7 protein-coding genes and 2 pseudogenes are annotated in these 13,755 nt (G+C 59.7%); 4 read left to right on the top strand and 5 right to left on the bottom strand.

The annotated features are described in order from the left end of the window. Positions 1-522 precede the first annotated feature (522 nt). From BLS87_RS25965 to BLS87_RS25955, 3 genes are all read left to right on the top strand, one after another. Positions 523-1,539 carry a class I SAM-dependent rRNA methyltransferase gene (locus BLS87_RS25965; protein WP_074757106.1) on the top strand — a complete coding sequence of 339 codons (1,017 nt, stop codon included), beginning with the start codon at positions 523-525 and terminating at the stop codon, positions 1,537-1,539. Between the two features lie 112 nt (positions 1,540-1,651). Next, a complete protein-coding gene (locus BLS87_RS25960; protein ID WP_074757104.1) occupies positions 1,652-4,609 on the top strand; it encodes a DUF748 domain-containing protein in 2,958 nt (985 codons plus the stop codon). A 36-nt stretch (positions 4,610-4,645) separates the two neighbouring features. Further along, on the top strand, positions 4,646-4,933 hold the full coding sequence (locus tag BLS87_RS25955) for a DUF2845 domain-containing protein (protein WP_074757119.1): 288 nt from the start codon (positions 4,646-4,648) through the stop codon (positions 4,931-4,933). A gap of 151 nt (positions 4,934-5,084) precedes the next feature. On the opposite strand, the pseudogene BLS87_RS35365 reads toward BLS87_RS25955, so the two are convergent. From BLS87_RS35365 to BLS87_RS25935, 5 genes and pseudogenes are all read right to left on the bottom strand, one after another. Further along, positions 5,085-5,600 (bottom strand): annotated as a pseudogene (locus BLS87_RS35365) (methyl-accepting chemotaxis protein); the annotation flags it as partial. Positions 5,601-5,942: 342 nt separating this feature from the next. After that, positions 5,943-6,674 (bottom strand): annotated as a pseudogene (locus BLS87_RS35360) (cache domain-containing protein); the annotation flags it as partial. 488 nt (positions 6,675-7,162) lie between these two features. Further along, positions 7,163-8,536: an HlyD family type I secretion periplasmic adaptor subunit gene (locus BLS87_RS25945; RefSeq protein ID WP_074757100.1), complete on the bottom strand. Its 1,374-nt coding sequence runs from the start codon at positions 8,534-8,536 to the stop codon at positions 7,163-7,165. Further along, positions 8,526-10,679, bottom strand: coding sequence for a type I secretion system permease/ATPase (locus BLS87_RS25940; RefSeq protein WP_074757098.1), 2,154 nt, complete (start codon positions 10,677-10,679; stop codon positions 8,526-8,528). The genes BLS87_RS25945 and BLS87_RS25940 overlap by 11 nt, the downstream gene beginning before the upstream one ends. A gap of 64 nt (positions 10,680-10,743) precedes the next feature. Continuing rightward, a complete protein-coding gene (locus BLS87_RS25935; protein WP_074757096.1) occupies positions 10,744-12,093 on the bottom strand; it encodes a TolC family outer membrane protein in 1,350 nt (449 codons plus the stop codon). 401 nt (positions 12,094-12,494) lie between these two features. Between BLS87_RS25935 and BLS87_RS25930 the strand changes: the two genes are divergently transcribed. Beyond that, on the top strand, positions 12,495-13,700 hold the full coding sequence (locus tag BLS87_RS25930) for a retention module-containing protein (RefSeq protein WP_074757094.1): 1,206 nt from the start codon (positions 12,495-12,497) through the stop codon (positions 13,698-13,700). Positions 13,701-13,755 lie beyond the last annotated feature (55 nt).

Below are 13,755 nucleotides of genomic sequence, written 5' to 3'. Positions count from 1 at the left end.
AACCTCCAGCAGCTCCTACAGGTCTCGCGGCAGTCAGACACCTTGGTCTGCCCGATCTGGGCGTGAGTCTTCCAACTGTTTGAGGCATGCCACAGGGCTTGATTGCAAAGCAGGACCTGTGGGAGACGTCCGAGGTTACGAGGGCAGCGAATGCGGCGTGTCGGTCACCGCCGATGTACCTGTCCCACCGCATTCGCCACTGTCGTAACCTCCAGCAGCTCCTACAGGTCTTGCGACAGTCTGACACCTTGATCTGGGCGTGAGTCTTCCAACTGTTTGAGGCATGCCACAGAGCTTGATTGCAAAGCAGGACCTATGGGAGACGTCCGAGGTTACGAGGGTATGGGCCGCACTTCGGACGAATGCGATAGGTCAGCTACATCAATGGTGAATGACAGTCCGCATTCGCCAGCAAGCCGGCTTACAGGTTTGTGTTCGCCACGTAGCGTTACACGCCGTAACACCGATAAAGGCCTTGCTGCTAAACTCGCACGCCCTTATTCCCGCACCAAGGCGCCGTGCATGTCTTCGTTGAATCAGGCGCTCAGCGTCGCCCTCGAGAACCGTCAATCCCTGCTCGCTGAGCTGCATGCCCAGGGCACCGACTGTTATCGCCTGTTCCACGGCAGCCAGGAAGGTGCGAGTGGCTTGACCATCGACCGGTATGGCCCGCAACTGTTGGTGCAAAGCTTTCACACCAGCCTTGATCGCGACGCGCTGCTGGCGCTGCACAGCGCCGTCAACGCGCATCTGGGTCTGGAGCTGCTGCTGGTCTACAACGACCGCTCCCAGGGCAACTCCCGGATCGACCGCAGTGATGCCGTTTACAAGGCAGACGATGCAGCGCTGGCGGATCTGGTCGGCCATGAATGGGGTTTGAACTATCGCGTCCGTGGCCGCCATGCCGGCCAGGATCCTCTGCTGTTTCTTGACCTGCGCAACGCCCGGGGCTGGGTCAAGGATCACGCTAAAGGCAAAAGCGTACTCAACCTGTTCGCCTACACCTGTGGCGTTGGCCTGAGTGCTGCTGCCGGTGGCGCGAGCGAGGTCTGCAATCTGGACTTCGCCGAGGGCAATCTGGCGGTGGGTCGCGAGAACGGCCATCTCAACCCGCACTTGGCGCCAATGCAGTTCATTCAGTCCGATTACTTTCCGGCGATCCGCCAGCTCGCGGGCCTGCCCATCGCATCGCGCCGCGGGCAGAAGCTGCCGTCGTATGCGCGACTGGATCAACGCCAGTTCGACCTGGTGCTGCTCGACCCACCGGCGTGGGCGAAGAGTGCCTTCGGCACTGTGGACTTGCTGCGCGACTACCAAAGCCTGCTGAAACCGGCGTTGCTGACCACCGCTGAAGACGGCGTACTGATCTGCTGCAACAACCTGGCAAAAGTGAACATGGATGAGTGGCGCGACCAAGTGCTGCGGTGTGCGAGCAAGATCGGCCGTCCCGTGCGTGACTGTCAGACCCTCGCACCCGGCGCCGACTTTCCGTCGTTGGACCAACAACCACCGCTCAAGACGTTGATCTTGCAGCTCTGATCACTTACTGACTGCAAGGAAATTTCCCACACGGATTGCGGACGACGCCTTCGGAACCAGATTGACGTGCCATACTCCAAGGCACCTCACATCGAGAGAGTTGGCGACCTACATGCCCAAAGGATTGAAACGCGCCATTGGCGCCTTGCTGGCCGTCTTCGCAATTTACAGCGTGTTGGGATTTCTGATCCTGCCGGGTATTGCGTTGCGGGTGATCAACCAACAGCTGGCCAATTACGCCACGGTCCCGGCCAGGCTGGAGCGTCTGGAGCTCAATCCCTACAGCCTTGAAGTCACGTTGTGGGGCCTGAACATCGGTGCGCCGGGCAAGGAGCAGATTGGTTTCGAGCGCCTCTACGCCAACCTGCAGATCGACAGCCTGTGGACCAAAGCGCTTCACCTGGACGCTGTCGAACTCGACAAACCCAAGACCGAGCTGCTGTTCTCCAAGGACGGCACGTTAAATTTGGCCGGCCTGTTCAAACTCCCGCCAAGTGACCCCGCCAAACCTGACGAGCCACCGAGCAAGCCGTTTCCGTTACGCATCGGTGAAATCAAACTGGCGAACGGTTACGTGCACTTTCAGGACATGCGCCCCAGCGAGCCGATCGAATTCCTCTACGACGAGCTGAATTTCGAACTGAAAAACCTCAGCACCCTGCCCGAAGACAATGCCGACATGACCCTGGTGGCCGCTGGCCCCGCAGGTGGACAGATCGACTGGGTAGGTCGAATCAGCCTGGTGCCGATCTCATCCGAAGGCACGTTGAAAGTCACTGACGGCCAGATGAAAGTCTGGTGGCCGTACGTGCGCGATGCGTTACCGCTGGTACTGAAAGACGGCGTGCTCAACTTCAATACCCATTACAAGCTCAGTCTGGCCAAGGAAACCGAGCTGCTGCTGGACAAGACGTCCCTCAGTGTCGCGCCCTTCGCCATCGACGCGCCGGACGGCCGCCCTCTGGTGCGCCTGAAGAATCTGGACGTGAGCGATACCTCGATCGATCTGGCGAAACAACTGGTGACGGTAGGAAAAATCCGCAGTCAGGGCCTGGAAACCTGGGCCGCCCGTGAGTCCGACGGCCAGCTCGACTGGCAAAAACTGTTCGCAAGCCAGCCGTCAAAGACCCAGGAAAAGAAAGCCGAGGCGGCTAAAAAGGAGCCCGCCACGGCAACCGGTTCCGAGACCACAGCGAAAACCGAAGCCGCAGCGCCGAGCAAACCCTGGCAGGTGTTGCTGCGTGATACCCAACTGCGCGATTACCGCATCCATCTGGCGGACAAAGTGCCCAAGGAGCCCGTGGCAATCGACGTCGGGCCTCTGAATCTGGACCTGACCAACTTCGACAGCCTCAACAAATCGCCCTTCAACCTCAAGCTCGACACCGGCTTGGGCAAGCAAGGCAAGCTGACGGCCGAGGGTGAAGTGAATCTGGCGCCGGTTCGCGCCAAACTCAACGTGACCACACGCGACATCGACCTGCGCGTCGCGCAATCCTATGTCACACCGTTCATTCGTCTTGAAGTGCGCAGCGGCATGCTCAACACCGACCTGGCCGTGGACCTGAAAAGCACCGAGCCGCTGGCGCTGGGCATCACCGGCAAGGCGCAGGTGGATCAGTTGCACACGCTGGATACCCTCAAGTCGCGGGACTTCGTGAAATGGGAGCGCGTCAACGTCGAGGGGCTGAACTTCCAGCTGGGCGACAGCCTGAGCATCGCCTCGATCAACCTGGAACAACCGTACGCGCGCTTCGTGATCGCCGACGACCGCACCACCAACATCGACGATTTGTTGATACCGCAGCCTGCTGACAGCAAGCCAGCGGCCGCCAAAACCAAGTCAACCGCCAGCGCCGACAAACCGATGGGCATTCATATCGGTGAAGTGAACATCAACAACGGCTCGGCCAATTTCGCCGACTTCAGCCTCACGCCCAATTTCGCGACAGCCGTGCAGCAGCTCAACGGGAAAATCGGCACGCTGGACAACCGTCAGGACAAACCGGCCGCTGTGGACATCAAGGGCAAGGTCGACCGCTATGCGCCTGTGACGATCAAAGGCGCGCTCAACCCGTTCAACCCCCTCGCCAGCCTGGACATCGCGACCAGTTTCAAGCGTGTCGAGCTGACCACATTGACGCCCTACTCTGGCAAGTTCGCGGGTTATCGCATTCGCAAAGGCCGACTGAACCTGGACCTGCATTACCTGATCACCAAGGGTCAGCTCAAAGCCGAGAACAAGGTTGTGGTCGAGCAACTGCAACTGGGTGAAAAGGTCGACAGCCCGGATGCCGTGAACCTGCCGCTAAAACTGGCGATTGCCTTGCTCAAGGACGTTGACGGCAAAATTTCAATCGAATTGCCGGTCACCGGGGATTTGAACAACCCGCAGTTCAGTGTGATGCCGATCGTCTGGCAGACCCTGCGCAATCTGGTGGTGAAAGCCGCTGCCGCACCGTTCAAATTCATCGGCGGTTTGATCAGCGGAGGCGGTTCGGAAGACTTGGGCACCGTGTCGTTCGCTGCAGGTTCCGACGCGTTGTCCAGCGACGCCCAGGCCTCGCTGGACAAGCTGGCTGCAGCGCTCAAAGCACGCCCGGCACTGCGTCTTGAGATCGAAGGCACCAGCGCGGAAGCGAGTGACGGCCCGCTGATCGCCCAACAACGTCTTGAGCGCGAATACCAGAGCACCTACTACAAGATTCTTCAGCGCCGAGGCGACAAGGTGCCAGCGCAAGCCGCCGACCTGAAAGTGCCGGACGATGAAAAGGCGCCGATGCTCGAAGGCATTTATCGCACGCGCCTGAAGGGTCAGCCGCCAGCCGAGTGGGTTGATCTCGGTAAGGAAGAGCGGCAGAACAGGATGCGCGACGCCGTGCTCAAATCCTGGAGTTCAAGCGCGCTGTTGCTGCGTCAGCTTGGCCAGGCCCGTGCCGGCAGTATCAAGGACTATCTGGTGGACAAGGGACAATTGGCGGACGAGCGGGTCTACTTCGTTGACGCCAGTCTCGGTCAACCGGAAAAAGACGGTCGCGTCGTCAGCCCCCTGCATCTGGACAGTGAGTAACGACTTTTGAAGAAGGTGTTAGCGAAGACCGTGCTGATGCTCGGTCTGACAGCAACGGCGGTCGTCGCCCATGCGGCGACCGACACGTTGAGGTGTGGCAGTCAGCTGATCAGCGTCGGCGACCGGATGTTTGAAGTGCAACAGAAATGCGGCCAGCCCGTCAGCCAGGACATCGTTGGCTACAAGGAAACGGTCAACCACTTCCGTCAGGTCGATCAGGTGCAGGTCCAGGAATGGATCTACGGCCCGAACAGCGGCATGTATCAGTATTTGCGGTTCGAAGGTGGCCGGTTGGTTCGGATCGACAGCAAGCGGGGACGGTAAGCCTCCACAGGACTTCGAACATCACTACCGTCCGTGTGGGAGTGAGCTTGCTCACGAAGGCTGAGTTCCATCCGATGAAGATGTTGCGGATGTACCGGCGTCTTCGCGGGCAAGCGTGCTCCTACAAGGGCTGGCGGCGCCCAAGCACGCGTTAAATCCTGAACTGCTTCACCAACCCGCCCAGCCGATCACCCAGTTCCGTCAGGCTGCGTGCCGTTTGCGCGCCGCTTTGGGCGTCGTCGGCCACGGTGTCCACGGCTTGGGCAATCTGGGTCATGCTGCGGCTGATTTCCTCAGCGACCGCGGTCTGTTCTTCCGATGCGCTGGCGATCTGCGCGTTCATGTCGTTGATGGTCTCGATCAACTGGCTGATCGCGTCCAGCGACGTCCCCGCCTCGTTTGCCAAATCACCCGTGGTCTTGCCGGTGTCGCTGGAACGGCTCATGGCAACCGTGGCTTCCTGCGCGCCGCGTTGCAGCGAGGTGATCATTTCGTGGATTTCCTGGGTGCTTTGCTGAGTACGGCTGGCCAGGGCGCGAACCTCATCGGCGACCACCGCAAACCCACGCCCTGCGTCCCCTGCCCTCGCCGCCTCAATGGCAGCGTTCAGCGCCAGCAGGTTGGTCTGTTCGGCCACCGAGCGAATCACATCCACCACGGTCGCAATGGACTGCACATCCTGGCGCAAGTGATCCAGCGAGGAACTGCTTTCGCCGATCTCGCCGATCAGCGCATGAATGCTGTCGATGCTCTTGTTCACGACAGACTTGGCGTCCGAGCCGACGTCGCTGGTCTTGCGTGCTGCCTGGGAAGCGCCTTGCGCACTGATGGACACCTGATGCGCTGCCGACGACATCTCATGAATGGCCGTCGCGACCTGGTCGGTTTCCTGACGTTGACGACCCATCGCCTCTTCCGACCGCTGCGCCTGCGAGGACATGTCGTTGACCAACCCGTTCAACTGGCCGGTCATTTCAGCAATCTGCCGCACCAGCCCGTGGATTTTCTCGACGAACTGGTTGAACGACTTGGCCAATGCACCCAGTTCGTCGTTGCTGGTTTCCGGCAGACGGCGAGTCAGGTCACCGTCACCTGCGGCGATGTCATCCAGGTTCTGCTTGATCACCAGCACCGGCTTGACCAGCCCGTTGCCAATCAGCACGCCGACCAGCGCCACCACCGCCAGGAACACCGCCACAATAGCCACGATCAGCGCGGCCGAAGAGCCAATCCGGCTTTGGGTCGACGCCTCGATGGCAGCCACCTGATTGTCGATGTCGTCCAGGTTTGCCTGCGTCCCGAACGCCAAGTCCCATTTCTGTAGATAGCTGGTGTAGCCCAGCTTCGGGATCGGCTTGTCGCTGCCCGGCGTCGGCCAGTCGTAGCGGAAGAAATGCGTCCCGTCTTTGGCTTTGTCCACCAGGCCACGAATCACGTACACGCCGTTGGCGTCTTTGGCTTCGGAGAAGTTCTTGCCGATGTCCAGGTCCTTGTCCGACCAGAACACCCGCACGTACTGCGAGTTGTAGCCAAAAAAGTAACTGGCCTTGTCATATTGCAGGCTCTTGAGCACTTTGAGCGCCCGATCCCGGGCGTCCATGTCGCCCGGCGCTGAGGCGTCGTAGATCGGCTTGATCGCCGCTTCGCCAATCTGCTGATAGTTCTTGAGCGACAGCTTGCGCTCCTCCAGCAACAGCGCGCGGGTCTGCTCGACTTCCTGAGCAGCGAGTTTTTGCAGCACGACCCAGGTGATGCAACTGATCACTGCGGCCAGCAAGAGGCTCGGAATGATGGCGAGGAGAATGACCTTACGGCGTAGGTTCAACGTCACGACGATTTCCTTTGTATGCAGGAAGTATCATTTTTGATGATAAAAAATGACCAGTAGCTCTTGTGGTTAATGGCCGCGTTGACGACAGGTTCAACTCACCGTATCGCTGGTTTGCCCCAGATCTTTAGGGGAAAACGCAATAAATTACGACCAAAATATGTCACAAGGCTACTATCCATCAGGATGATCGACAGCCGTGATGGAAGCGTGATGGGTAGGGGTTGGATGAGGGAGTGTGGCGGGATGATACGGACTGCTGTTGATTCTGGCCGCAGCCCGCAGGGCCAAGCTTGCCCGCGAAGACTTGGTATCAGTCACTGAATGCGTGTCTGATTACCGACCTCTTCACGAGCAAGCTCGCTCCCACAGGATCGCGTGACGCAAAAAAATTCAGGCGATCAACGCTCGTGCAACGCCTCGGCGCGTGCCTTCAGGACCGGCTTGAGCAGGTAGCTGAGGATGCTTTTCTTGCCGGTGATGATGTCCACCGACGCGACCATGCCGGGAATGATCACCAACGGATGCTCATCGGTGCCCAAATGGCTGCGGTCGGTGCGCAGCTTGATCACGTAGAACGTGTTTTTCTTTTCTTCGTCTTGAATGGTGTCGGCGCCGATCTGTTCCAGCTTGCCTTTGAGGCCACCGTAAATGGTGTAGTCATAGGCCGTGAACTTGATCATCGCTTCTTGCCCCGGATGCAGAAACGCAATGTCCTGCGGACGGATGCGCGCCTCGACCAACAAGGTGTCGTCCAGCGGCACGATTTCGGCGATGTCGCTGCCCGGCTGGATGACGCCACCCACGGTGTTGACCAGCATTTGCTTGACGATACCGCGCACCGGCGAGGTGACCATCGTGCGGTTCACCCGGTCTTCCAGGCCTTTGGCCGTCGACTGAGCCTTGGAAAGATTGGTGCGTGCCTCGTTCAACTGGGTCAGCGCGTCGCTGCGAAACTTGCCGCGCGTCTCGTCGATCTTGCGCTGCACTTCGGCAATCGCGGCCTGGGCGCGGGGAATCGCCAGCGTGGTGCCGTCCAGTTGACCGCGCGTCTCCACTTCCGAACGCTTCAGACGCAGGATGTCCACAGGCGAAACAGCACCCTGAGCCACCAACGGCTCGGACATGCCGATCTCCTGACGCAGCAGGCCCAGGCTGTTGCGGTATTGCTCCTGCTTGGAACCGAACTCACGCAGTTCCTGCTGGCGCTGAATCAGTTGCTGTTGCAGACCGCCGACTTCGTCGACCAGTTGCTGACGACGACTCTGATACAGGGACTCTTCGTTGGCGGCCTGTTTTGGCGCCGACTTGCGAGCGTCGGCACTAATGTTCAACGGGCGATCATCGACCTCGGCGCTCAGGCGCTCGACGCGCAGTTCCATGGCCACGCGATCAGCCTCGGTTTCACCGACGTTGGAAGCGAAGCGGGTGTCGTCCAGACGAATCAGCGGCGCGCCCGCGTCAACGATCTCGCCATCACGGGCATAGATCTGCGCGACGATACCGCCTTCAAGGTTCTGGATCTTTTGGATCTTGGTCGACGGGATCGCCTTGCCCTCGCCCTTGGTCACTTCGTCGATGACGGCAAAGTTGGCCCAGAGCACCAGGAAGGTGAAGAACAGAATGACCGCCCAGATGGTCAGCCGGACGATACGCGGGGCGTCATCGACCAGGGCTTTTTTGACTTCAGGCATCGGCTGCCCGTCAAGGGACGGCGAGCCTTTGAAATAGCCGAACAGACCACCGCCGGAATTTGGACCCGATTTAAGCAACACTGATCTGCCCCTTCTTCAACGCTTCCATCACGGCGGCTTTCGGGCCGTCGGCGAGAATCTGGCCACGGTCGATGACCAACAGGCGGTCGACCAGCGTGAGCAGCGAGGCTCGGTGTGTCACAAGAATCACGGTCTTTTTCTCGATAACGGCTTGCAGACGCTGCTTCAAGCGCTCCTCACCGGTGTTGTCCATGGCGCTGGTCGGTTCGTCCAGCAACAGAATCGGCGGGTTCAGCAACAGGGCCCTGGCCAGCGCAACGTTCTGACGCTGACCACCCGACAGGTTCTGCCCACGCTCGCCGACTTGCAGCTCGTAACCTTGCGGGTGCAGACGGGCAAACTCATGCACGCCTGCCAGCTCACCGGCTTGCAGCACCATTTCATCGTCCACATAGCGCGCACCGGAAATCAGGTTGTCGCGCAGCGTACCCGCCAGCAACTGAATGTCCTGAGCGACGTAACCGATGTTGTGGCGCAATTCACTGACGTCGATCTGGCGAATGTCCACGCCGTCGACCAACAGCGAGCCTTCGTCCGGCTGATACAGACCGACCAGCAGCTTGGCCAGCGAGCTTTTGCCCGAGCCGCTGCGGCCGATGATGCCGATCCGCTCGCCCGGACGAACCACCAGGTTGATGTTCTTCAGCGCCAGGGTTTGCTGGTTCGGGTAGGTGAAGTCGACGTTGCGGAATTCCATCGCGCCCTGCAGCACCTGACGGCTCAGCGGACGCTCTTCGAAGTTGCGCTCTTGAGGCAACTCCATCATCTGGTCGACCGACACCATGGTCACTTTGGCTTGCTGATAACGCGTCAGCAGACCCGACAACTGCGCCAACGGGCCGAGTGCGCGACCACTGAGCATGTAGCACGCCACCAGGCCGCCCATGCTCAGATTGCCGTCGATGATCATGTACACACCGAAGCAGATCATCGCCACGCCGGCCAGTTGCTGGATGAGCAACGTGATGTTCATCGCCAGGCCGGACAAGATCTTGACTCGCAGCTCCAGGCGGCTAAGGGTGCCGATGGTCTGTTCCCATTGGTACTGACGTTCGCTTTCAGCGTTGTTGACCTTGACCGCGTCCAGCCCGGACAGGGTTTCGATCAGACTCGACTGACGCTCGGCGCCCAGCGCCATGGTGCGTTCCAGAGTGGCGGTCAGCGGCTTCTGCAGCAAATGGCCGATGCCCAGCGCGAGCGGGAACGCGACAATCGGAATCCACACCAGGTGCCCACCGAGCAGCGCGATCACCAAGAGGATGATCAGGGTGAATGGCAGGTCGATAAGGCTGGTCAGGGTCAGCGACGTCAAAAAGTCGCGCATGCCCTGAAACTCATGGATGTTCTGGGCGTAGCTGCCGACACGTGCCGGGCGGAATTTCATCGCCATGCCGACGATGCGTTCGAACAGCGTGGCGGAAATGATCAGGTCGGTTTTCTTGCCCGCCAGGTCCAGGCACAGACTGCGCAGGCCTTTGAGCAAGAGGTCGAACAGGTAGGCGCCGCAGATACCGGCCGCCAACACCCACAACGTCGCGGTCGCCTGGTTCGGCACCACGCGGTCGTAGACGTTCATGACAAACAGAGGCGCAGCCAGCGCGATCAGGTTGATCACCAGGCTTGCAGCGATCGCGTCGGCGTAGAGCCAGCGCGACAGCTTGAGGGTGTCCTTGAACCAGGACCGCGCTCGAGGAATGAGCGAGCCTTGGGTCACGTCGAATTTGTGTTGCGGTTGGGCGAAGAACACCTTGCCGCTGTAATCCTGAGCCAGCGCTTCGCGCTCAACCCGGACTTCGCCGCCGTCGCTTTCGCTGATCAGCAGCCGCGCCGCATCGCCTTCCCAACCCAGCAATACCGCGCAACGCCCTTCCTTTAAAAGAAGCATCGCAGGCAAGGCAATGGCGGGAATCTGTTCGAGCTTGCGCACCAACAGACGCCCTTGCAAACCGGCCCGAGCGGCTGCGCGTGGCAGCAGATCGGGGCTCAGGCGCTGGTCCGGCAACGGCAGGCCGGTGCTCAGCATCGCCCGGCTCGCCGGTTTGTGGTGCAAGGCGCAGAGTGTCAGCAGGCCATCCAGCAACGGATCATCATGCTGGCTGCGTGGGTCATGACCTAGTTGGGCAGAAGGTAATTCCAAATCCACGCTGACACTCTCTTTAGCTCTAACAGTTAGAAGAAGCTGGCTCCTGACACACGCGCGTCAAGAATCAGTTCATGCCCGGCAGTTTTACCGTCGGTTTAATATCGTTCTGCACAACCGATGCCAGCGGAGCCACGACGCCCTGGCTTTTCAGCAAGGTGCCGATGTCGGCTTGAATGCGGTATTGGGTGTACGTTTTCAGGCTCTGCAGTTGCACCAGACGCTGTTGCGCGGTGAACAATTCGTTCTCGCTGTCGAGAAGATCGAGCAGAGTACGCTCTCCGAGGCTGAATTGCTGCTGATACGACGTACGGACGCTCGTCGCCCGATCAACGTACTGCTGAGCGATCGGCACTTGCTGGGAGGCGTTGTTGAAGGCGTTCCAGGCCAGGCCCAGTTCTTCGTTCAACTGACGCAGTGCGTTGTTGCGGATGTCCAGCGCCTGCGATGCCAGGTACGACTTGGACGTCAGGTCGGCCTTGTTGCTGCCACCGGCATACAGGTTGAACTGCATGCGCACCATCGCTTCCCAACCATTGTTGTGGCCTTCGTCGCCGCCGACGTTGTTGTCGGCGTTACGGCCCAGGTCCAGGTCGAAGCGCGGGGAAAAGGTCGACTTGGCCGCGCTGTACTGCTTCTCGGCCGCGGCGATGTCCGCTTCAGCCGAGCGCAGCACAGGGCTGTTGTCCAGCATCTGACGACGCGCTTCCTGCAGATCGGCTGGCATCAGCGCGAACGGCGCCGGCTTTTCCAGCTGATCCGGCACGATACCCACGGCGCTCAGGTAGTTGGTCTGGGCGTCAGCCAGGTTGGTCTGTTCGGTGATCAGGTTGTTCTGGGCCTGTGCCAAACGGGCGTCGGCCTGATCCATGTCGGCCATTCGTCCGACACCACGACTGGTGCGCAACTTGATCTGGTCGTAGATACGCTGGTGACTTTTAAGATTTTCTTCGGCCAGGCGAACCATCTCGCGCTGTGTAAGAACATCGATATAGACCTGCGCAACTGTCAAAGCAGTGCGCTCGGAAGTATTCAACAAAGAGTACGCCCGAGAATTGGCGGTGGCTTGTTGACGCCCAACTTCGTTACTTGTCGCGAACCCATCAAAGAGCATCTGACGAAGACGTATGGCAGACTCGCCGCGGTTCATGGTCTTCCAGTCGTTGTTGCCACTTTCCGCACGCGTCGACGGGGTGTCAGATCCCGCACGGCCGTACCCCGCTGTCACATCGACACGCGGCAGGTAACCCCCCTTCGCTGCACGAACCGCGTAGTCCTGCGCGATACGGGCGTTGACGCCTGCCTGGACCTCAGGGTGTTCCTGCATGGCCTTCTGCATGGCTTCTGGCAGGGTTTGTGCCTGCACGAAGCCGACTGTCAGAACAAAGGGTACAGCAGTGAGAAATTGCACACGCATGTTGGTTCTTCCCGAGAACGTACTTGTTCGAAAACGCAGTATTGATAACTGCATTGCAAGAGAGGCTTGTGTAGGAGATCGGCGGCGTCAGGCTGTTCTGAAGGGTCTCTGGGAGCGAACAACAGAAATACACGATCTCAGAAAATATCAATGTGACATTACGGGGGCGATTGTTTAGGATGTCGCCGAATAGGTCAATAGTTTGGCAGAAAGTTAATGAGTATCCGGAAAAAAGGATGCTAATAAATTGACGTCAAATAATTAACAACAACTAAATCAAACCCTTAGTTGTTTGACGTCAATGTTTTGAACAATTTACGTACTCCAATATGAAGCAGCCCACCTTGGGCAGGCCGGCATGATGGATACCAACTGATCGGTAATCTCGGAGAGTCACCCCCATGAGCAGTGTTGTTGCCATCGTCAAAAGCATTGTTGGCCAAGTAGTCGCAGTCTCCCCGGAAGGGATTCGTCGTGTGCTGATCGAGGGTGACCGGCTGTTGGCCGGCGAGCAGGTGCTGACCGGGCCGGAAGGTTCGGTCACCCTGCAACTGCCTGATGGTCGTCAATTGGACATGGGCCGTGACAGTCAGTGGAGCTCAGACGCCCCGACGTCCACCACCAACCTGGCGGAAGCCACCGAGCAGGCCGCGCCTTCGGTTGCTGAACTGCAACAAGCCATCGCCGCGGGCGCCGACCCGACCAAAGACCTGGAAGCCACCGCTGCCGGCCAGACCACCGGCTCTACCGATGGCGGCAACGCCGGCGGCGGTCACAGCGTCGTGATGCTGACCGAAACGGCAGCCGTGGTGAACCCGAACATCGGCTTCAACACCAACGGCTTGGGCAACAACGCAGCCACCGCCACCGAACAGGACGCTGGCGTTCCGCAGCGCGCCTCGACGTTGAGCCTGACCGCAACGCCAACCCTGACCGAAGCCGGCGGCGCGCTGGTGTACACAGCATCCGTCACCCAGGCGCCGCTCAGCGACCTGACCATCACCCTGTCCAACGGCTCGGTGATCGTGATTCAGGCAGGCCAGACCTCCGGCAGCGTGACTGTGCAGATCCCGAACGGCAACACGCCGTACCTGGACGCCCACGACGTCACCACCACCATCACCGGTACCACCGGCGGTTCGGGCCTGGTGCTGACCACCAATCCGGCCCCAGCGGTCACGACGATCACTGACACCATCGACACCACCGTTGCCACGATCACCGGCAGCACGCAGGTCACCGAAGGCCAGACGGCGACGTACACCATCAGCCTGAGCAACCCGGCGCAGACCGAGGTCACCGTTAACCTGACCTACAGCGGCACAGCGGCCGACGGCAGCGACTACACCAAAGTCGTCAGCGTGAAGATTCCGGCCGGTGCCAGCAGCGCCACGTTCGATCTGGCAACGCTCAACGACACGATTCCGGAAGGCGTTGAAAACGTCACGGTCTCGATCGGTGGCATCACCGGCGGCAACTTTGAAAACGTCGTCGTCAGCGGCACTAACGGCAGCGTCACCACCACCATCGTCGATAACGATGCGCTGCCCGTGGTTGACCTGAACGGTTCCGCAAATGGCATCAATAGCGAAACCACCTTCACCTAAGGCACCAATGCCGGTGTTCCGATCGCCGCAGACATCAAGGTCAGCGACGTCGACA

The organism is Pseudomonas abietaniphila, from assembly GCF_900100795.1.
Lineage (GTDB): Bacteria > Pseudomonadota > Gammaproteobacteria > Pseudomonadales > Pseudomonadaceae > Aquipseudomonas > Aquipseudomonas abietaniphila.
The sequence above is the reverse complement of the archived record's forward strand: the minus strand, read 5'-3'. Positions and strand labels throughout refer to the sequence as shown.